Origin of the sequence: Pandoraea sp. ISTKB, assembly GCF_001721285.1 — a bacterium.
Taxonomy (GTDB): Bacteria; Pseudomonadota; Gammaproteobacteria; order Burkholderiales; family Burkholderiaceae; genus Pandoraea; species Pandoraea capi.
Genome location: NZ_MAOS01000025.1, coordinates 22860 through 44011, shown reverse-complemented (window position 1 = coordinate 44011; position 21152 = coordinate 22860). Strand labels below are relative to the sequence as shown.

Annotated in this window: 20 protein-coding genes; 13 read left to right on the top strand and 7 right to left on the bottom strand. The window is 64.8% G+C overall.

The window, feature by feature from the left end; genetic code table 11:
* Positions 1-65: 65 nt before the first annotated feature.
* The 4 genes from A9762_RS07310 to A9762_RS07295 form a co-directional block, all read right to left on the bottom strand.
* Complete coding sequence (locus A9762_RS07310) at positions 66-545, bottom strand: Lrp/AsnC family transcriptional regulator (RefSeq protein ID WP_069341375.1); 480 nt, start codon at positions 543-545, stop codon at positions 66-68.
* A gap of 101 nt (positions 546-646) precedes the next feature.
* Positions 647-1723, bottom strand: coding sequence for a N(2)-acetyl-L-2,4-diaminobutanoate deacetylase DoeB (gene doeB / locus A9762_RS07305; protein ID WP_083253716.1), 1077 nt, complete (start codon positions 1721-1723; stop codon positions 647-649).
* Positions 1724-1725: 2 nt separating this feature from the next.
* Entirely contained in the window at positions 1726-2670 is a 945-nt protein-coding gene (locus tag A9762_RS07300; RefSeq protein WP_069341374.1) for a glyoxylate/hydroxypyruvate reductase A, read from the bottom strand.
* Positions 2671-2682: 12 nt separating this feature from the next.
* On the bottom strand, positions 2683-3282 hold the full coding sequence (locus tag A9762_RS07295) for an amino acid synthesis family protein (RefSeq protein WP_069341373.1): 600 nt from the start codon (positions 3280-3282) through the stop codon (positions 2683-2685).
* A gap of 273 nt (positions 3283-3555) precedes the next feature.
* On the opposite strand from A9762_RS07295, the gene A9762_RS07290 reads away from it, so the two are divergent.
* The 11 genes from A9762_RS07290 (at position 3556) to A9762_RS07240 (ending at position 15337) form a co-directional block, all read left to right on the top strand.
* A complete protein-coding gene (locus A9762_RS07290; protein ID WP_069341372.1) occupies positions 3556-5400 on the top strand; it encodes a helix-turn-helix domain-containing protein in 1845 nt (614 codons plus the stop codon).
* A 119-nt stretch (positions 5401-5519) separates the two neighbouring features.
* Positions 5520-6554, top strand: a complete 1035-nt coding sequence (locus A9762_RS07285; RefSeq protein ID WP_083253728.1) for a flavin reductase — start codon at positions 5520-5522, stop codon at positions 6552-6554.
* A 15-nt stretch (positions 6555-6569) separates the two neighbouring features.
* Positions 6570-8081, top strand: coding sequence for an aldehyde dehydrogenase (locus A9762_RS07280; RefSeq protein ID WP_069341371.1), 1512 nt, complete (start codon positions 6570-6572; stop codon positions 8079-8081).
* Positions 8082-8150: 69 nt separating this feature from the next.
* Positions 8151-9278, top strand: a complete 1128-nt coding sequence (locus tag A9762_RS07275) for an LLM class flavin-dependent oxidoreductase (protein ID WP_069341370.1) — start codon at positions 8151-8153, stop codon at positions 9276-9278.
* A gap of 18 nt (positions 9279-9296) precedes the next feature.
* Positions 9297-10157, top strand: coding sequence for an alpha/beta fold hydrolase (locus tag A9762_RS07270; protein ID WP_083253715.1), 861 nt, complete (start codon positions 9297-9299; stop codon positions 10155-10157).
* Positions 10154-10540: an NIPSNAP family protein gene (locus A9762_RS07265; protein WP_069341368.1), complete on the top strand. Its 387-nt coding sequence runs from the start codon at positions 10154-10156 to the stop codon at positions 10538-10540. Before A9762_RS07270 ends, A9762_RS07265 begins: the two co-directional genes overlap by 4 nt.
* On the top strand, positions 10533-11600 hold the full coding sequence (locus tag A9762_RS07260) for a glycine betaine/L-proline ABC transporter ATP-binding protein (RefSeq protein ID WP_069341367.1): 1068 nt from the start codon (positions 10533-10535) through the stop codon (positions 11598-11600). Before A9762_RS07265 ends, A9762_RS07260 begins: the two co-directional genes overlap by 8 nt.
* A complete protein-coding gene (locus tag A9762_RS07255; protein ID WP_069341366.1) occupies positions 11593-12549 on the top strand; it encodes a proline/glycine betaine ABC transporter permease in 957 nt (318 codons plus the stop codon). Before A9762_RS07260 ends, A9762_RS07255 begins: the two co-directional genes overlap by 8 nt.
* Positions 12550-12752: 203 nt before the next feature.
* The gene (proX, locus tag A9762_RS07250; RefSeq protein WP_069341365.1) at positions 12753-13775 is read left to right on the top strand and encodes a glycine betaine/L-proline ABC transporter substrate-binding protein ProX; all 1023 of its coding nucleotides are present in this window, start codon (positions 12753-12755) and stop codon (positions 13773-13775) included.
* A 17-nt stretch (positions 13776-13792) separates the two neighbouring features.
* Entirely contained in the window at positions 13793-14167 is a 375-nt protein-coding gene (locus A9762_RS07245; RefSeq protein WP_069341446.1) for a carboxymuconolactone decarboxylase family protein, read from the top strand.
* Between the two features lie 207 nt (positions 14168-14374).
* Complete coding sequence (locus A9762_RS07240; RefSeq protein WP_139133129.1) at positions 14375-15337, top strand: hypothetical protein; 963 nt, start codon at positions 14375-14377, stop codon at positions 15335-15337.
* A 61-nt stretch (positions 15338-15398) separates the two neighbouring features.
* Here A9762_RS07240 and A9762_RS07235 read toward each other — a convergent pair whose 3' ends face one another.
* Both A9762_RS07235 and A9762_RS07230 read right to left on the bottom strand, forming a co-directional pair.
* Positions 15399-15686, bottom strand: coding sequence for a XapX domain-containing protein (locus A9762_RS07235; protein ID WP_069341363.1), 288 nt, complete (start codon positions 15684-15686; stop codon positions 15399-15401).
* Positions 15687-15712: 26 nt separating this feature from the next.
* Entirely contained in the window at positions 15713-17566 is a 1854-nt protein-coding gene (locus tag A9762_RS07230; RefSeq protein WP_069341362.1) for an amidohydrolase, read from the bottom strand.
* Between the two features lie 304 nt (positions 17567-17870).
* On the opposite strand from A9762_RS07230, the gene A9762_RS07225 reads away from it, so the two are divergent.
* The gene (locus tag A9762_RS07225; protein WP_069341361.1) at positions 17871-18551 is read left to right on the top strand and encodes a response regulator transcription factor; all 681 of its coding nucleotides are present in this window, start codon (positions 17871-17873) and stop codon (positions 18549-18551) included.
* 55 nt (positions 18552-18606) lie between these two features.
* On the opposite strand, the gene A9762_RS07220 is transcribed toward A9762_RS07225, so the two are convergent.
* On the bottom strand, positions 18607-19038 hold the full coding sequence (locus tag A9762_RS07220; protein ID WP_083253714.1) for a hypothetical protein: 432 nt from the start codon (positions 19036-19038) through the stop codon (positions 18607-18609).
* Positions 19039-19366: 328 nt separating this feature from the next.
* On the opposite strand from A9762_RS07220, the gene A9762_RS07215 reads away from it, so the two are divergent.
* On the top strand, positions 19367-21076 hold the full coding sequence (locus tag A9762_RS07215) for a ShlB/FhaC/HecB family hemolysin secretion/activation protein (RefSeq protein ID WP_240493471.1): 1710 nt from the start codon (positions 19367-19369) through the stop codon (positions 21074-21076).
* Positions 21077-21152 lie beyond the last annotated feature (76 nt).

The window sequence follows — 21152 nt, the reverse complement described above, 5'->3', positions numbered from 1 at the left end:
CGGTGCGGACTTCGCTTTTCTTCTGATTTACCGGTGGGCTGCCGGAAGACATTGCAGGGCGACGCTCAGTCCGCGTCGACCCAGGTGGGCATCGTGTCCGCTTGGTCTTTGACGACCTTGGTGACGATGTAGGTGAAGTAGCGCTCGATGCCGTAGTCGGCCATGAGCAGATCGTCGATGAAACGCTGGTAGTGATCGATGTCTCGCGTGAGCACATGCACGATGTAGTCGACCCCGCCGCCGGTGGCGTGGCATTGCACGACTTCCGGGGCGTCGCGCAGCCGCGCCTCGAAGCGGTTCATGTCGTGGGCGGTGTGCCGTGAGAGCGTGATTTCCACGATGATGCGGCTGACCTGCACCACGCCGCTCCAGTCGACGTCGGCGCGATAGCCGCGAATGACGCCCGCCGCCTCCAGACGTTGCACGCGTTCCCACGTGGGGGAGACGGACAAGTGGATGAGTTCGGCCAGACGAGACTTCGTGATGCGGCCCTCACGCGCGAGCACGCGGAGGATTGCGATGTCGAAACGGTCGAGTTTCACCATAGGCGGAGCGCTTCAGAAGGGGGCGCAAAAGAGACGCCAAGGGGCCGCAAATGCGGCCCCGCAACGATGGCGTTTGCGCAATGCGCTGGCTGAGCGTGCGATCAAGCGTCCGATTGAACGTCCGCCAATACACACAGCGTGTCGCCGATGCCGATGCGCCCCGGAAAGTGTCGGCCGATCAGCATACCATCGCGCTTCGCCCGATACTCGACCGGCGGCGTCCCCGTGCGGGTGATGTCGTGGATGCGCGCGACGACGTCGCAGCGCTTCACCGTCGTGCCGAGGTCGTGCAGCATTTCGAGCAGGCCGTCGTGCTCGCTCATCACGTAGCAATCGTCGTCGGGCATTGTGAGTTGCACCGACGCGTGTCCGTCCGACGGCTCCGCACCGTCGCGCCACGCAACGTCCGGCGGCACGATGCCCGCCTGCACCAGCACGCCGTACACACCGCGATGCGCAATGGCGACGTTGTGTGCGCTCGCCGTTCCGCCGCCGCCGAGTTCGGTCGTCACGAACACCTTGCCCTGGGCTTCCGCCGCATTGTCGTAAAGACCGTGCGAATCGGGGTCGCGCATGCGCAGCGCATACGGCGCGCCGAACGCTCGCATGGCGGCGTCGCATCGGGCCTGCTGTTCGGCGTCGTCGAGTTCGTGGATGGCGGCAAACGGTACGAAGTCGAGCGTGCGGCCACCGGAATGGATGTCGAGCACGACGTCCGCCATCGGCAGCAAACAGCGCGAGAAGTAATCGGCGATGCGCTCGGTCACCGTGCCGTCGGGACGTCCGGGGAAGGCGCGGTTGAGGTTGCCGCCGTCGAGGGGCGACGTACGCTTGCCCGCCTGCACGGCCGGGGCGTTCATGAAGGGGACGATGATGACGGTCCCGCTCACATCGCGCGTCTTCAGGGTGTTCGCCAGTCGCGAGAGCACGATGGGGCCTTCGTATTCGTCACCATGATTGCCCCCGGTGAGCAACGCGACGGGGCCATCGCCACGACGAATGACGGTGATCGGCACCATCACCGCGCCCCACGCGCTGACATCGTTCGAGTGCGGGACTTTCAGGAAGCCGTGCTGAATGCCGTCGCGGTAAAAGTCGACTGTCGGGTACACGCGCGGCGGGAGCGCGGGTTCATCGTGGGCACTGGGGAGGGTGAGGGCGGCGTGATCGCGACGCATGTTCAGTAACCCCGCGTCATATCGACGTTGCCCGGAATGCGTCCCGTGGCCCGGAAATCGCGGATGTTGCCCGCGATCACCTGCGCTGCCGTGTCATGGTCGGTCGGTGCCGAGATGTGCGGCAGTACCGTCACATGTGGGTGATCCCACAGCGATGAGTCGATGGGCAGCGGCTCGACATCGAACACGTCGAGTACCGCGTGCGAGAGATGACCCCGGTTGAGGGCATCGAGCAACGCCTGCGTGACCACGACCGGACCACGCGAGAAGTTGATGAGCGCAGCGCCCGGCTTCATGCGGCCGAGGCGCGTGGCGTCGAGCATGCCGCGTGTCTGCGCGGTCAGCGGAATCAGGCTGACGACGATGTCGGCGGTCGCGAGCATCGCGTCCAGCCCGCCGTCGCCGGAGAGCGTCTCGATGCCGTCGAGTGCCTTCGGCGACCGGCTCCACCCACGCACGACGAAGCCCGCGTCACGCAGACGCGCCGCCGCCGCTTGCCCGAGTTCGCCGAGGCCGAGCAGGCCGACGGTCGTCTGCGACGGCTTGCGATACGTCTGCTGCACCCACACGCGCTGCGTCTGCTGACGCGCGTAACGAGGCATGTCGCGTTGCAGGTAATAGGTCCAGGCGAGCACCGCCTCGGCCATGGTGCGCGACATCTCCGGATCGACCAGACGCATGATCGGCGGGCTGTCTGCCGGGAGCGCCGCGACAAGCGACTCGACCCCGGCCCACAGGCTCTGGATCCACAGCAGACCGGGCAGCGCCGCTACGTCCGCGGGATCCGGATTCGCGACGATGGCGATCGGCGCCTGCGCGCGTTGCGCCGCGGACAACGCCGCGAGCGGCGCGACGATGTCGTCGGGTAGCGCGGCACGCAGCGCGTCGAGGTACGGAAGCTGGTAGTCCGCAGGCATCCGGCTCAGGAAGGCAATGACGGACGGCATCGTCACGCTCGATCAGGCCGTAGCGGTGGAGGCGGCGTCGCTCGCCATCTCTTCCATGTCCTGGAAGCGATCGGCGATACGCGGGTGGATGCGCCCGCCGTCCGACGCGCCGATGGCCAGCAGGATCTCGTCCGGCGCGGGGGCGTCGGTCATCTGGAACGTCGCCGTGATGAAGTGCGAGCGCTTGCCCGTCTCCGACTTGTGGATCATCGGCACCGAGACAAGCGTGCCGGGGCCGACGCGCGTGTTGGTGAACGGCAGGAATGCCGTGCCGTTCACGGCCGTGCGGAACAGGTTGCCGAAGCGCAGCGTGTGGATGATCGCCGACGCGTGTTCGATTTCGCCGTTCGTTCCCACGACTGCGGCCTTGCCGTAAGCCTCCACGCGCTCGCCGGGAATGACCTCGACCAGACGTTGCGTCATCAGCGCGCCGAGTTCGGGCGCGAGGCGAAGGATCTCGGGGCGAAGGTTTTCCACGAAGCCCTGACCGGCCCACGGATTGCGGATCACGGCGGCAACGACGACCGTCGTCACCGGTTTGTCCGCCGCCTTGCCGCCTTCGCGATAGGTGGTCTCGACGTACGTTGCGATCTTGCGAAGCTCTTGTTTCACGGGTGTCTCCTGTTGCACTGCAATAGCGATGCCGTCGCCGTTCAGCGATGTCGAAGCAACGGCGCGGCGGTTTGATGGCGTCAAGAACAGGTGCCGCGACACGCGGCGGCACTTAGGGAAAACGTGGCAACGGTCGGGGAAAACGTCGACGGCTTGCCGATGAGACCCATGCTATTGCGACAGATTGGGCAGGTCTTCCGCCGGAACGTCGGAAGATCTTTTTTTTCTTCCGACGCTTTGGTGTAGATTTTTTGGCAGGCAAGGAGACAAGCAATGCCGGAACATCATCAACGGCTCATGGCCCTGCGCCATGTCGCCAGTCAGATCAGCAACGACGAAGACATCGAAGCCCTGTTCCGCGACCTTGTGCGTGGCGCAGTGCAGCATGGCGGCTGGGATCTCGGATCGGTCATGAGCATCGATCTCGCGCACGGCTATGGACTCGTGATCACGCGCTTCGAGACGAGCATGCTGCCGCAGCACGTCGAAGACCGCTGGGAACTTGCCACCAGTCCGTCGCTCATTGCCTTGCAGACCAACGAACCCGTCTATATCCGCGACGCCCTCGAGAGCACGCAATTCCCCGGTTATCGCCGTGAAGCGCATGAGCGCGGCTATCGCACGGTGCTGGTGTTGCCGATGGCGTCGCGCGATACGGAAGGCCGGCCGATGGTGCTGACGGTCGCGTCGCGCAAGGTGCGTGACGTTGGCGAAGACGACCTCACGTTCATGTCGACGGTCGTGCATCTCGGCGCGATTGCCGTCGAGCGCGCGCATCGTCAGCGTGCGCAGGTCATGGCGCACGAGCGGCTGCAACGCACGCTCGAAGCACAGCGCGCGCTGCTGGCCGACGTGCTCGCCGGCGGTTCGCTCGATCAGTTGACGACGTCGCTGGGCGAGTTGATCGGCCGCCCGGTGCTCGTCATCGATTTTCTCGCCAATCAGTGGCACGCCTCGTCGTCGCCCGTGCCTGCGCAGATGGACGCCGCCGCGTGGACCCGATGGCTGTCCGGCGCGCAGGGACGTGAACTCGGCGGCACGGTGCGCGACGCGCTGCAACGCTACCGCCAGACACGTCTGGACGTGCCGCTCCTGCCGCCGGGACGCCAGTCTGGACAAGCCACGGTGAGCGCGGCCATCGAACCGCTCACGGTCGATGACGACCTCGTCGGCGCGCTGCTCACGTTCGGCGCAGACGCGCTGAGCGACCTTCAGCAACTGCTGCTGGAGAGCGCCCGCTTTGCGTTGAGCGTGCAACTGATGCGCAGCGTGGTGCGTTTCCGCTTCGAGACGCGCACGCTGACCGAACTGTTTTTCGAGATCGTCGAGCGCCGCTGGCGCGACGAGGACGACGTGCTTGGCCGGGCCCGGCGTCTGGGCGTCGCGCTCGATGCGCCGCTGCGCATGATGGTCGTCGACTATCCCGATCAACGGGCGAGGGGCGATGCTGCCGACGCAGGGCGCGCCGCAGGTCATCTCTCGCTGGAGAGTCACAGCACCGTCGAGTTGCTGGCGCGGCAGTTGAACGTGCCGATGCATATCGTGACGGTCGGCGGCGGCCTGGTGTGTCTGGTGCCGCAGGACGGCTCGACCGACGACGCAGCCCTTGCCCGTCTGGCCCGGCGCATGAGCGACGCGCTCGCCCGCTCGCTCGGACGCGAGCCGATCGTCGTGATGAGCGACGTGTGCGAAGGGCTGGAGCCGCTGGCACGGGAGTGGGAGCGCTGCTGGCGCATGATCCGCGTGGCGCGCAAGTTCGGTCGCAGCGGGCCGCTCGACATGCCGGGCCTCGGGCCGTTACCGATGCTCATGGGCGCGGCCGATTCGTCCGACGTTCACGGCTTCGTCGACGGCACGATCGGCAAGCTCGTCGAGCATGATCGTCAGTCGGGGTCGCCTTATCTCGAGACGCTGGCGGAATACCTGCGCTCCGGTTGCCGGAGCCAGCCCTGCGCCGACGCGATGGGGCTGCACGTCACCACGCTGCGCTACCGGCTCGCGCGCATTCAGGAGTTGTTCGGTATCGACGTGGAGACGCCTGAGCGTCGCTTCGCGGTGGAGCTTGCCATTCATCTGCATACGCTGACGAATGGCGGCGCGCGGGGCGGGCATCCATGAAAACCCTGCCGCGCAATCGAGAGTAAATGATCTCGCTTCTCCTGCGAATCGACGGAAGCTGACAAAAAAGTCCTCGCATATCGTTGACCTCAACGTAATGACGTTTCGAGGTGAACGACATGCAAGCTGTCGCCCAACAGAGCCCGCAGGACCCGAAGCACTCGCAGCATCCGGCGACCGATCCCGGCGCTCCTGCGCTCTCGAGCATCGACCCGGTAGCCCTGCGCCGCGCGCTCGGCACGTTCGTGACGGGCGTAACCGTCGTCACGACGCTCGACGACGAAGGTCGCCCGCGCGGCATGACCGCCAATTCCTTCACGTCCGTCTCGCTCGATCCGCCGTTGTTGCTCGTGTGCATCGGCAAGAGCGCCGCGAGCTATCCGGCGTTCCAGAGCACGGAGCACTTCGCCGTCAATTTGCTGCATGACGGACAGACCGACGTGTCGAATCTGTTCGCGTCGAAGTCGGCGGACAAATTCACGACCGTAGGGCACGACGTCGTTCACACCGGCGCGCCGGTCCTGACCGACTGCCTGACGTGGTTCGACTGCACCGTGCACAACCGCGTCGACGCGGGCGATCACGTCGTGCTGATCGGTCAGATTCAGGCGTTCGGCACGAGTCCGGCCGCGCCGCTGGGCTTCTGCCGGGGCCGCTACGCCCATGTGAAAGACCCGCTGCCGCCGGGCTGGCTGTCGTCGCACGACATGATCGTCGGCTATCTGATCGATGCGAACGGCAGCCTGCTGCTCGCACAGGACGGCAAGGGCGGTTGGGTGCTGCCCAGCGCGCCGCGTCGTCTGGCGACGGGGCGTCTGCCGCTCGCCGGTGGCGGTGAGCTGGCCCTGGTGCCGCACGACACGTTCCTTTACTCGGTGTTCGACACGGCGGAGAGCGATCCCGGCTATCTGATGTATCGCGCACGTCTGGCCGAGCCGCTGTCGCCGGACGATCTGCCGCCGAACTTCCGCTTCTTCCCGTTCGACCAGTTGCCCTTCGACGACATCGCCTCGCGCGAGATTCGTTCGATGGTGCGCCGCTACGTGCGCGAAACCGCAGGCGGCCACTTCGGCATCTACATGGATTCCCACGACGGCGGCCGTATCGCGATGGTGAGCGACGCGCAGCCGTGGACACAACTCTCGCAAGTCTGATTCTGGAGTCAATCGATGCAAACGACGATGCAAACGCTGGAGGGATCTCGCCAGCAGTTGTTTATTGACGGGCAGTTCACCGCGCCGCACAGCAACGAGTACGTGCCGAGCTACGACCCGACGACTGGCCGTGCATGGTACGAATTCGCGCAGGCCGACGCGACCGATGTCGACCGAGCCGTGCGCTCGGCGCAGGCAGCGCTGGTCAACCCCGCATGGCGACGCATGACGCAGACCGAGCGCGGCAAGCTCGTGCGCAAGCTCGGCGAACTCGTGCTCGCCAACGCCGACGCGCTCGCCGCGATCGAGTGCCGCGACAACGGCAAGCTGCTCAAGGAAATGCGGGCACAGATGCGCGCGATTCCCGACTCGTATGCGTATTTCGCCGGCATGGCCGACAAGCTGCAAGGCGACACCATCCCCGTCAACAAGCTCGATACGCTGAACTTCAACACTCGCGAGCCCATCGGCGTGGTCGGCATGATCATCCCGTGGAATTCGCCGCTGATGATGCTCACCGGCACGCTCGCGCCTTGCCTGGCGATCGGCAACACCATCGTGGTGAAGCCGTCGGAGCACGCCACGGCCTCCACGCTCGCGCTCGCAGAACTGGTGATCGAAGCCGGAATTCCGCCGGGGGTCGTCAACGTGGTGACGGGCGACGGCATCACGACCGGCGACGCGTTGACGCGCCACCCCGGCATCGCCAAATACGTATTCACGGGCAGCACCGTCACGGGTCGCAAGATCGCAGGTAACGCCGCGCAGAACCTCGTGCCGTGTCAGATGGAACTGGGCGGCAAGTCGCCGCACGTGGTGTTCGGCGACGTGGATATCGAGCGCGCCGTGAACGGCGTGGTCTCCGGTGTGTTCGCCGCCGCAGGACAGACGTGCGTGGCAGGTTCGCGCTGCTTCGTGGAGGCGTCGGTGTACGACCGCTTCGTCGAGGCGCTGGTCGAGCGTACGCGCCGTGTGCGCGTCGGGCATCCCACGCATGAAGACACCGACATCGGTCCGCTGGCGCTGGCCTCACAACTGGACAAGGTCGAGGGCTATGTGGCGTCGGGCCTTCAGGAAGGGGCGCGCGTGGCTGCTGGCGGGCAGCGCCCGGCGCGCGACGATCTGGCGGGCGGCTGGTATTACGAGCCGACCGTGATGACGCAGGCGCGCAACGAAATGCGCTTCATGCAGGAGGAGATTTTCGGGCCGGTGGTCGGCGTGATGCCGTTCTCCGACGAAGCCGAACTGATCCAGTTGGCGAACGCGACCGAGTACGGTCTGGCCGCCGGTATCTGGACGCGGGACATCGACCGCGCCATGCGCTTCGCCCGCGACGTGGAAGCCGGCACGGTCTGGATCAACACCTACCGCTCGGCGGCGTACATGTCGGCCAACGGCGGCACCAAACACAGCGGCTACGGCCGACGGGGCGGCTTCGAAGTGATGCGGGAGTTCTCGCGTCTGAAGAACGTCGTGATCGATTACTCGGGGGCGATGCAGGACCCGTTCGTGATTCGCCTGCGCTGATCGGTGCTGATCGATTCGACGTCAACCGCTACCCCCAACTCACACGAATAAATCACTGGAGATCTACCCATGAAATTCTCCGTATCGCTCAGCATGGAGCGCTTCTCGCCGCAGGACACGATGACCGACGCCGTGCGCAACATGCTGCACCTCGCGCGCATCGCCGACGAAGGCGGCTTCGAGACGCTGTGGACCGCCGAGCACCACACCATCGAATGCACCATCTCGCCCAACCCGTTCATCACGCTCACGTGGCTGTCGCAGCACACCGAGCAGATCCGTCTGGGCACCGCGACCATCGTCGCGCCGTACTGGTCGCCGATCCGTCTCGCGGGGGAAGCCGCGATGTGCGACCACCTCACGGGCGGACGTCTCGAATTCGGCATCGCACGCGGTGCATACCAGTACGAGTTCGACCGCATGGCCGGCGGCATTCCCCAGCAGGAAGGCGTGGCGTACATGAAGGAACTGGTGCCCGCAGTGAAGAAGCTGTGGGAGGGCGACTATGCCCATGACGGGCATTACTGGAAATTCCCGCTCGCCACATCGGTGCCCAAGCCGCTGCAACAGCCGCATCCGCCGATCTGGGTGGCAACGCGCGACCCGGGCAGCTTCGACTGGGCTGTCGGTGTGGGCGCGAACATTCTGTCGACGCCGCTCGCGGCCCCTGTGTCCGAAGTGGCAGTGCTGGGCGAGAAGTTCCGCAAGGCCGTGGCGGACCATCCGGAGCGTCCGCGCCCGCGTTTCATGATGCTGCGCCGCACGTGCGTGTACGACCGCCCGCAGGATTGGGAAGTCGCCGTGCGTCATAGCGTGGACTTCGGCCGTACGTTCGAGAACCTGATGCAGAACATCGGCACCGTGACCAACGGTTTCCCGGAAGCGGTGCCCTACGAGGCGGTCGTCGGACGCGCCAACTACGATCCGGCCGCGATTCGCGAGAATCTGATGTTCGGCACGCCCGACGAGATCGTGCGTAAGCTGGAAGTGTACGAAGCGCAGGGCGTCGACCAGTTCTGTCTCGGCCTGTCGTTCAACCTGCCGTTCGAGCTGCAAGTGAAGACGTTGCGTCTGTTCATCGACGAAGTGATGCCGCATTTCGCCGCGCGTGAGGCGCGCCGGGCTCGCGAAGCCCAGTCGGCTGCCGTGGCGCAGACGGCAGAGCGCCCGGCGGCGCTGGCCTCGGCGGGCCGCTGACACATGGGCGCGCACGCTATGACCGAACCGCCCGACGCCCCGCGCGAGCAGACGCTGCAAGTGGGCGATGTCACGCTGGCCTATCGCCTGCTCGGGCACGGCACCCGGCCGCTCGTCTGCATTCACGGCGTGGGGTCGTATCAGGAGGCATGGGATGACGTGGCCGCCTTGCTGGCCGACGACTTTCGCATCCTCACCTTCGATTTGCGCGGTCATGGCCGCTCGTCGCGGGTCAAGGGGCGCTACGAGATCGACGACTTCGTCGCCGACGCCCTGGCGCTCGCGGATCACGTGGGCTTCACCACGTTCGATCTGGCGGGATTTTCGCTGGGCGGGCTGATTGCGCAGCGCCTCGCGCTGTCGCATCCGGCACGGCTGCGGCGCCTCGCGTTGCTCGCGACGGTGTCGGGGCGCACCAAAGAGGAGCGCGAGCGCGTGCTGGCGCGGCTGGCCGCGTTGCAGGGCGGCGAGCGTGGAGCGCATTACGACGCCTCGCTCTCACGTTGGCTGACGGAGGACTTTCAGGCGAAGCATCCGGAGCGCATCACCTACCTGCGCGAGCGCAACGCCCAGAACGACCCGGATTGTTATGCGTCGGCCTACCGCGTGCTGGCGGAGACCGACTTCGGCGGCTTCATCGATCAGATTCGCATGCCGACGCTGATTGTCACCGGCGAAGACGATCAGGGGTCGAACCCGCGCATGGCGCGCTTTATGCATGAGTGCATCGTTGGCTCGCGGCTGGAGATCCTGCCGGGCATGCGGCATTCGATTCTGGTCGAAGCGGCGACGCAGGTCGCTGGACTGCTGCGCGAGTTCATGGCCGGGGAGCCTGGCGAATCACCCCGCGAGCAGGGCGGCAAAGGGGGCGCAGCATGATCGTCGAGGAGCGCATCTACCGCATTCGCAACGGTTGCATGAGCCAGTATCTGAATCTCGTGCGGACCGAGGGACTCGCGATCCAGCAGCCGATTCTCGGGCATCTCGTGGGGTATTTCACGACGGAGATCGGCGTGCTCAGTCAGGTGACGCACCTGTGGGCGTATCCGAGTCTGGACGAGCGCACCCGTCGTCGTGCGCAACTCGCGCAGGACAAGCGTTGGCAGGCGTTTATTCCGCGTCTGTCCGAATTGATCGAAACGGCCGAGAACCGCATTCTGGTTCCGACCGATTTTTCCCCGCTCGCGGCGTTCACCGCACCGGCGACGCAGGGGAAGGCTTCACTGGATTCCCGCGATTTCAAGGAGATTCGCCGTGACTGACCGACTGAGAATCGAAAACCTGTACAAGGTGTTCGCGGACAAGCCGGCGCGAGCGCTGGCCATGTTGCGCGACGGCAAGCGCAAGTCCGACGTGCTTGAGACGCTGGGCCAGGTGGTGGGCCTCGACGACGTCTCCCTGACGGTGCCGTCGGGCGCCATCTACATGATCATGGGGCTCTCCGGCTCCGGGAAATCGACGCTCGCGCGTTGCATCAACCGGCTGAACGAACCGTCGGACGGCCGCATTCTGCTCGACGGCGACGACATCTGCGCGCTCGACGAGCGGCGTCTTCGCGACGTGCGCCGCAACCGCATCTCGATGGTGTTCCAGCACTTCGCGTTGCTGCCGAACCGCCGCGTGATCGAAAACGTGGAGTTTGGGCTGAAGCTGCGCGGCATGCCGGCGGCGGAGCGTCGGCGGCGTGCCGAAGAGGTGCTGAGCGTGGTCGGGCTCGCGCGCTGGGCGTATCACATGCCCCACGAACTGAGCGGCGGCATGCGTCAGCGCGTGGGACTGGCGCGCGCGCTGGCCACGGAGGCCGACGTTCTCATCATGGACGAAGCCTTCAGCGCACTCGATCCGCTGATCCGCACGGAAATGCAGGACGAGCTGCTGCGTCTGCAACACACGCTCAACAAGACCATTCTGTTCATCACGCACGACTTCCAGGAAGCGCTGAAGCTCGGCACGCGTATCGCGATCATGGCGGATGGGCGCCTCGTGCGCGAAGGCACGCCGCAGCAGATCGTGCTCGAACCCGGCAGCGACTACGTGGCGGCGTTCACCCGCGACGTCGACCGTGCCCGTCTGTTCGACGCCCGCTCGGTGATGGCGCCGGTGCCCGCAGTGCTTGCGCAATGTGATCACCGTCTGCCGTGCGTGCCCGCGAACATGCGACTGGTGGACGTGGCGGCGCGCTTCACCGCGGAGGAAACCATGGGCGTGACGGACGACGACGGCAAGCTGATCGGCGTGCTGGACGTGGGGCAGTTGCTGGCGCGTATCGGAACTACCGGCACGGCGGGTGCTATGGCCGGCGTAGGAGAACATCATGCTTAATGCAGACCAACTTGCAGTATTCCCCTTCGATCAGTGGATTCAGGAGGGCGTGCAGTGGATGGCGCTGCATATGCGTCCGCTGTTCCTCGTCATCAAATGGCCGGTCGAGCGTTTGCTGACGTTTAACGACAGCGTTTTTCACGCCGCGCCGTTCCCGGTGATGGTCGTGATCGCGTTTCTGTTGTGCTGGCGTCTGGCGAGTCTGAGCGTAGCGGTCTTCAGCGCCGTGGTGTTCGTGGCGATTGCGATGCTCGGGGTGTGGAGCGAAGCGATGACGACGCTCTCGCTGATCATGACCGCCATTCTCTTCTGTGCGCTCATCGGCATACCGATCGGCATCTGGAGTGCGCGTAGCGAGCGGGTGTGGCTCGTGGTGCGTCCGGTGCTCGACATCATGCAGACGACGCCGACGTTCGTGTATCTGGTGCCGGTGGTCATGCTCTTCGGCGTGGGCAACGTGCCGGGCGAAGTGGCGGTGGTGACGGCCGCGATGCCGCCGCTCATCCGCTTCACGCATCTGGGCATTCGCATGGTCGAGCACGAGATTGTCGAAGCCGGTCTCGCGTTCGGTGCGGACCGTCGTCAGTTGCTGTGGGAAGTGCAATTGCCGCTGGCCGTGCCGACCATCCTCGGTGGCCTGAATCAGACGGTGCTCACGGCGATGGTGATGTCGGTCGTGGTGGCGATGATCGGCGCCGAAGGTCTCGGGCTCGTGGTGTTGCAGGGGCTGGGTCGTCTCGATGTGGGACGCGCGGCCGTCGGCGGCATCGCCATCGTGTTGCTCGCGATGATGCTCGACCGGTTCACGCAGAAGCTCGCCCGCACCAAGCCGCGCGATCAGCAGACGTTCCGTGCCGTCATTTCCCGGTTGTTTCGTGGGGAGCGTCAGGTAGGGGGCGACGTCGGCAGCAATGTGCCGCCGACGGCACGTGCGGCGGATGCGCCCTGATGTCGATGCGGCGATGGGGCACCGTCGCCGCCTGATATCGATGTGCCGCAGATTTTCGCAGTACCGCGTTTCGTAACACCGCAGCACCGGTCACGACGGCGACGTCGCAGACCGGCACCCGTGCCCGCAGGCCAAACTCAGGTATCCCCGGCGGGCCGATAACTCGACGATCGGAAAGATCGAACAAGTCTTGGAGAGCAGCAATGAAAGGATTGGCAAAGGCGGTTGCCTCGTTCACGCTTTCGCTGGTGGCGGCAGGCGCGTTGCATGCGCAGACGCTTCCGGGCACGGGAAAGACGATTCACTATGCGCAGAGCGACAGCTTCGGCGGTAACTACGTCGTCGCCCAGATCGTGTCGAAGGCATTCAAGGGGCTGGGCTACGACGTCAAGCTCAGCACGATGAACACCACGCTGTTCTTCCAGGCCGTAGCGCAAGGCGATATCGACATCGCCACCGATGTGAACTTCCCGCAGCGCGAACCGGGTTTTCGCGCCGTCGCGTCGCAGGCGATGATCGTCGGCTCGGGGCTGATCTCGGGCGATGGCATCAACGGCTATCTGATCGACAAAAAAACGGCGCAGCAGTATCACATCACCAGCCTCGAACAGATGAAGGACCCGAAGATCGCGGGTCTCTTCGGCAAGGACGGCAAGGCCGAACTAATCAGCTGTGATCCGGGCTGGAGCTGCGGCGACGTGGTGGACTATCAGATCGACAAGTTCGGTCTGAAGCAGACGGTCAAGGCGGTGCGCGGCAAGTATGAAGCGCTCATGGTCGAAGCGGTGACGAAGGTCAAGCAGGGCAAGCCGGCGTTCTTCTACGCGTGGAGCCCGTCGTGGGTGACCAACGCGCTGGTGCCCGGTGTGGACGTGGTGTGGCTGCCGACGCCCGCCGATGCGCTGCCGCCGAACGTCCCGAACAAGGGCTCGGCGCTCGTGAACAACGTCGAGGGGTGTGCGGGCGGCGCCAATCCTTGCCGTATGGCGATGGCGTCGTGGAACTGGGGTTCGGTGGCGAACAAGCAGTTCATTGCGGCAAATCCGGCGATCAAGGCGTTGATCGAACAGATCCGCTTCCCCGGCAAGACGTGGTCGCAGTGGGAAGCGACCATCAGCAAGGAAGGCGGCTCGCCCGCGCTGATCACGAAGCTGTCGGACGAATGGATCGCCGCCAACAAGGCGCAGATGGATCAATGGGTGGCGACGGCGGCCAAGGCGAAGTGACTGACGGAGAGCGCGCAATGAATCCGGAATTGTTCGAGAAAGGGCTGAAGACACGCCGTGAGGTATTGGGCAGCGAATACGTGGACAAGTCGATTGCGTCGGCCGATGCGTTCAACCGGCCGATGCAGGAGCTTGTGACCGAGTATTGCTGGGGCGAGATCTGGAATCGGCCGGGGCTGGACCGTCGCACGCGAAGCCTGCTCAATCTGGGCATGCTCACCGTGATGAATCGCCCCCACGAGTTGAAGCTGCACGTGCGGGGCGCGCTGACCAACGGCGTGACGAAGGAGGAGATCGCCGAGGTGTTCCTGCAAGCGGCGATCTATGCCGGGGTGCCTGCGGCGATCGACAGCTTCCGGGGGGCGAGAGAGGTGTTCGACGCGCAGCCCTGAGCGCAGTACACCTAGCGATGGCGGCGGCGTGAGCCGTCCGTCATCTCACAGTGCATGTCTAAGCGAGCGTTTGCACACGTATTCCGGTGGGCGAACGCTCGCTTTCGTTTACGCACATCACAAGAACTGAAGGAGAGCGACGGTATCGCAAAGTGATGTGCCTCATCGGTGCCAAAGTGAGTTCTCCCCTACTGATGGAGAACGCTCATGATTTCCACGAATGCCAATGCATCGACCGCACGGATAGCGCCAATGCCGTCGCCAGCCGACGATCGATCCGACGATCGACCGACACCGGAGATGGCGCAGGATCTCCATAGTGCTGCGCAGATGCTCGGGGCGCCGGAGGCCGGAATAGCCACGGGTTTCTCCGCTCAGACGACGTCGCAACCGTATTCGCAAGTCAAGCCTGCCAACGTTTTCGACAAAGCCGTGCCGCAATGGCAGAGTGCGATTGCCGACGGTGCCGAATCAGGCCGGCTGTTCTACGAAACCTTCATTGACGCGCGGATGATACCGATTCGGCCACAGATCAGAGATGTGGTGCTGGACCAATTCGCGCAAAGAATCGTTGATCTCCCCGACCACGACAAACTGGCCGCTTTCTGGTCGATTCTGATGCAGGACGGTGGCGTCGGTGTGATGCGAAAAGCCTGGACCAAGATCGGTATTTCACAGTTTCCCGAGACGGACAGGGACAGCGTAACGGCTTTGTTGCGCGAGCACGATATCGCGCATTCGGCCGGGGCCAGTGTGGCAACGATTGCGAGCCAGGGGATGCCGGGAGCGCGCAGTCTGTCCGTGACACCAGTGCTTACCGACGGCGACCTTGTGGAGACGTTCGTCAAGGCATGGGGTGAGGCCATCGATTCGCAAGGGGAACCGGATGGGTGGGGCAGGTTCCTGACGGAGGGGGGCGCCGTATTCTTCGGCGGTGAAGATCTTCAGACGCTGCTGGCGACTCTCGCTAAAAATATTCACCGCTTGCCTGAAGATCAGCGCCTTACGGGGATGAAGTACATTCTCGAAGACAAAAGCGGGTTGGGAGTGGCAGCAATCAAGTCGGTCGTGAGCGATAGGGGACTGGACACGGTCGAAGTCTTTGCGGTCGCGGATCGCGCGGCAGCTCTGGATCTTTACTACAAACACGGCATTATTCAGCTTCGCTAGGGCGCGTGGCGGGGCTTGCAGACGTGATGCGAGCCCCGCTCGTTTTTTAGCGTCCTGGCCGTCAGCCTTGCGGCGTATCCGACCGCTTCAACGGATCGTCCGTCTCCGCCTTCGCCACCGGCCCCGGCAGGCCGGTGATCTTGGGTATGCACTCGCGATGGAACCACACGAGATTGACCGGCTCGCCCGCCAGCAGACGCTTCACTGGCGGCACGACCTGCTCGCCGATCAGCATGCCGAGCAGACCGATCAGGGCGACGGCCGGGGGGGCGGGCGAGCGCACGCCGAGACCGCCGTAAATGATGCCGACGAGCACGCCGACGGCCAGCGATACGAGATAGAGTTTCATCGCAAGTCTCCGGATCTCAAGCGTAATCAGAACGCCCAGCACGAGCAGCCGAGTGCGCCCCAGAAGCCGCTCTCGTCGGCGGCGGGCACGTTCGATGCCCAGGCTTTCGCATGTCCATGGCCATGAACGCCGCACGCCGTCGCGCAGGCGCAATTCACGCTGACGTTGAGCACCTGCGCGCCGCGCGGGTGGTATCCCACGCTGTGACGTGCGGGCGACCAGTCGGGCATCGCCGGCGGCAACGCCGGCGCATGACTGCCGAAATCGCCGTCGCCGTACACGACTTTGCCGCCAAGCAGGGTGAGCACCGACGTGATGTCCTGAATCTCGTCTTCCGGCACGCTGAAGTAATCCGCCGAGAGGACCGCCAGATCCGCGAGCTGGCCGACCTTGATCTGTCCCTTCTTGCCGACTTCGGACGAGAACCACGTATTCGCTTCCGTCCACAGACGCAGCGCTTCGTCACGATCAAGCAGGCTGCCCGGCGCCGCCATGCGCAGTCCGCCGACCGTCTTGCCCGTGACCAGCCAGTACAGCGAGACCCACGGGTTGTACGAGGCGACGCGCGTGGCGTCCGTGCCTGCGCCGACCTTCACGCCGCGCTCCAGCATACGTCGCACCGGCGGCGTGGCCTCGGCCGCCTTCGCGCCATAGCGCTCCACGAAATACTCGCCCTGATACGCCATACGATGCTGCACGGCAATGCCGCCGCCCAGCGCTGCGATACGGTCGATGTTGCGGTCGCTGATCGTTTCCGCGTGATCGAAGAACCAGTGCAGGCCGTCGAACGGCACGTCCTTCGCGACCTTTTCGTAGACGTCGAGCGCGCGGGAAATGGTTTCGTCGTAAGTCGCGTGCAGACGCCACGGCCAGCGATTCTCCGCCAGCAGTCGCACGACCGGTTCCAGATCGTTTTCCATCGACGGCGGCATTTCGGGCCGCTCGACGCGGAAATCTTCGAAGTCCGCCGCCGAGTAGACGAGCATTTCGCCTGCGCCGTTATGACGATAGAGATCGTCGCCCTGACCGGGGCTGACTTGCCCGACCCACTGGCTGAAATCCGCGAGTTCGGCTTTCGGCTTTTGCGTGAAGAGGTTGTAGGCGAGACGCACCGTCAGTTGCCCCTCGCGATGCAATTCCTCGATGATGCTGTAGTCCTCGGGGTAGTTCTGGAAGCCGCCGCCCGCGTCGATGACCCCGGTCACGCCGAGCCGGTTCACTTCGCGCATGAAATGACGCGTCGAGTTCTTCTGGTATTCCGGCGGCAGCTTCGGCCCCTTGGCAAGCGTGGCATAGAGAATGGTCGCGTTCGGCTTGGCGAGCAGCAGGCCGGTCGGATTGCCGGCGGCATCGCGCACGATCTCGCCGCCCGGCGGGTTCGGCGTGTCCTTGGTGTAGCCGACGGTGCGCAACGCGGCGCCGTTGAGGATCGCGCGGTCGTAGAGGTGCAGGATGAACACCGGCGTATCGGGGGCGATGGCGTTCAGCTCGTCGATGGTCGGCAGACGCTTCTCGGCGAACTGATGCTCGGTGAAGCCCCCGACGACGCGGACCCACTGCGGGGCCGGTGTGCGGTCGACCTGTGCCTTAAGCATGCGCATCGCGTCCGCCAGTGAGCGTACGCCGTCCCAGCGCAGCTCCATGTTGTAGTTCAGGCCGCCGCGAATGATATGCATGTGGCTGTCGATCAGCCCCGGAATGGCGCGACGACCTTTCAGGTCGATGACCTGCGTGTCCTTGCCGGCCAGACGCATCACGTCCTCGCGGGTGCCGACGGCGGTGAACGAGCCGCCAGTGAGCGCGACGGCGTCGGCCTGCGGGTTGGCGCGGTCGAGTGTGGTGAACTTGCCGTTGATCAGAATCAGGTCGGGATGTGTCATGGGTGGCTCCGGAGGGTGGCGGGCACGGTAGGCATGGTGGGCACAGCGGTCGCTTTGGTCGCTTCGGGGGCCTCGATGAGGCGGTTTCGGCATGGCCGACGACAAACGAAGAGCGTATGTCGTTCGACGCACGCTCACTATCGTCTTTTCGTATTAGCGGCGGAAACCCTTGCCGGGCATGGCTCGCGCGACGCATGACCCGGGTCCTGTGCTGAATTTGCAGGCACGGTCGTGCTTTTTCGGGGATTGAACGTCACATGACTGACGTATACTCTGGCTCACCGACTCCCTATATCGCACAGGCATGAACGCGCTTGCGGACAGCGACATTGCTACCGTCTACGTCGTCGACCACGACCCGACAGAGAACCAAACGCTCTGCACGTCGCTGATCGACGCCGGATTGCGCGCCCGAGGCTTCCCATGTGCGGCGTCGTTCCTTGCGGGCGAGCGCAGCGCGGGGCCGGGTTGCCTCGTGGTGGACGCCGACATCGACACGCCCGGCGGCGGTCTGGCGCTGCAAGACACGCTCGCGGCCGTGCGCGACCCGATTCCCGTTGTGCTCATTACCGATCGCGCCGACGTGAGCGCCGGTGTGCGGGGGATGAAGGCGGGCGCTATCGATTTCCTCACCAAGCCATTCCCCAACGTTGTGTTGCTCGACGCCGTCGGTACGGCGCTTGCGAAAGACCGTCAGCGGCTGGGGCGCGAGCGCGCCAGCACCGACATGATCGAACGGGCGCAGCGGCTGTCCCAGCGCGAGCGGGAAGTCATGGCGCTGGTCGCGGCGGGGCGCATGAACAAGCACATCGCCGACGAGCTCGGCATCAGCGAAGTCACCGTGAAGATCCATCGCGGCAACGCGATGCGCAAGATGGAAGCGCGATCGTTCGCGGACCTCGTCATCATGGCCCACAAACTCGGCATGACCTCGCCGGCGCTCTATCACGGCGCAATCGGCCGGCATCGGCGCGACAGCCTGTAGCCCTTCGTCGATACCTCGATCAAAACGCCATCGATCTTTCGATGGCGTTTTTCATTCAACGTCCCGGGCGAACGACCGGCGCTGCGGGCGGCGCTGCGTCGGGACGCTGAGGCGTCGCCGAATTGCCGAAGGTGTTTCCCATTCGCTGAGACGTCCCGCTCCAGTTGAACTGACCGCCGATCTGATTGCCCGGCTTGTTTGCGATGTCCTCCGATTCGAGGCCCGGTTTGCGGCCCGCGCCCGGCGCCGAGGCTGGCTGCAACTGGTTCGTCAGACAGTCGTAGGACGGCGAGCGCTGGCCGTTCACCTCGACATCCACGCAGCCCGCACGCGACGACGCCGACGTCGCACTGTCCACGCGAGGCGCATTGTCGGCTGCCATGGCGAGCGAGGACGCCATCGCCAGCAGCGCAGCGGCGACCGTCGTCGCGAGCGTCTGGCGCCGCATCTCATTCCCCGGCAGTTCCCCGATACGGTGCTTCGTCATCGCACGTCTCCCCGTCAAAAACAATAGTTATCCATCAGGACTCCGACCAAAAAAGCCGTCAAGACGACCGTCGGGCGCCGGCCAAGCATACGTCAGTCCGCGCGTTTCTCGAGAAAGATGAATTTCTCGTGACAAACGTCAGTCGCTCGCGATCCCGAACGTCTAGGTATCCGTATTCGAGAGAAATGTCGACACGGATTGCGTGCGGCCGGGCGATACCAGACGCGCAGCGCGGTCGCTGCGAGCGCGCTAGTCGTCGGTAAGCCAGGCCACCGGGGGCACTGCATCGGGCAGGGCCGCGTCGACCTAACAAGTCAGAGTCTTCTATATGCGTTTGATGAAAACGAACCGGCCGTGGCGGCGCTGGGCGGCGGTGTGCGCGCTCACGTTGGGGGGAACTGTTCATGGCGTTGCGATTGCTCAGCAAACCGAAGCGAATCCGTCGGAGCCGGCGCACGACAATGCGGCCGACGTGAAGCCGCAGGCCGATGTGAAGGCCGATCCGAAGGCGGCCGCTGCCGGGAAAGAAACGTCTGCCGAGGCGCAGAAGCAAGTCAATATCAACGAGTACATCGTGCGCGGCAACACCGTGCTCGATGTCCGCACCATCGAGAAGGCCGTCACGCCGTATCTGGGGCCGAACCGCACGCTGGCCGACATCGAAGCCGCACGCGATGCACTGCTCGCCGCCTATCAGGCCAAGGGTTACCAGTCGGTCTACGTCGATTTGCCCGAACAGCAGGTCACCGGCGGCATCGTCTATCTGAAGGTCAGCGAGACCAAGCTCGGACGTCTGCGCGTGGTCGGCTCGGAGTACCACTCGCCGCGCGAAGTGCGCGAACGTGTGCCGTCGCTCGCCGAAGGCAAGGTGCCGGACTTCAACGCGGCGCAGGCCGAACTCACGGCCCTGAACCGCACCGGCGACCAGCAGGTCGTGCCGCTCGTCAAGCAGGGCGCAGTCCCCGGCACGATGGATGTCGATCTCAAGGTCGAAGACACCAACCCCTGGCGCGCCAGCTTCAGCCTGAACAACGATCGCAGCGCCGACACGAAGCCGCTGCGCATGCTCGCGTCGCTCGGTTACGACAACCTTTGGCAACTCGGCCATCGCGTGTCGATGAGCTTCTTTGGCGCGCCGCAGGACTTCAAGCAGAGCAAGGTCTGGTCGGGGTCGTATGTCGCGCCCATCGGCACCTCGCCGTGGTCGCTCGAACTCAATGGCTATCAGTCGGACAGCAACGTTGCCACGACTGGTGGCACGACGGTGCTCGGCAAGGGCCATGCCATTGGCCTCAAGACAACGTTCACCGTCCCCGACACGGGCAGTTGGTATCACGCCTTCAGCCTCGGGGTGGACTTCAAGGACAACACCGAGACCACGCGATTCGGCACCGCCGGCGACGTGGTGCCGCTCAAGTACGCGCCGATCACCCTCGGCTACAGCGGCTTCTATCAGAACGAGACCCTGCAAGCCGGTCTGAACACGTCGATCACCACCGGTATGTCGAGCTTCCTCGGTTACGGCAGCGGCCCCGCGCAGTTCGACGCGAAGCGCTACAAGGCGTCGCCGAGCTTCACGGTGCTGCGTGCCGATGCGAACGGCACCTACACGATTGACGGTGGTTGGCAGTTGGCCGCCCGTGTGGCCACGCAGATGACCGACTCGCCGCTCGTCTCGAACGAGCAGATCGCGGGCGGCGGCATGAATTCGGTACGCGGCTATCTCTCGGCGGAAGCCACGGGCGATTACGGCGTGGTCGGCTCGATCGAGTGGCGCACGCCGCCAATTCCGCTGCTCGCGCCGATCGTGTCGAACTGGCGCGCGTATGCGTTCTTCGACGGTGCGCGTCTGGGCCTGCGCGATGCGTTGCCCGAGCAAACGTCGACGTTCTCGCTCGCGTCGCTCGGTGTCGGCACGTCGCTGCGTCTGACGTCGCACGTGACGGGCCGCTTCGACGCCGCCTATCCGCTGACGAACGGCCCGCGCACGGAACGCTACAAGCCGCGCCTGAATTTCAGCGTGACGGCAACGTACTGAGGCAACGCCGACCGAGCGCCAGAACGCCACAGACACGACAGACACGACACATACGCCCCAACACTTCACCAAACAA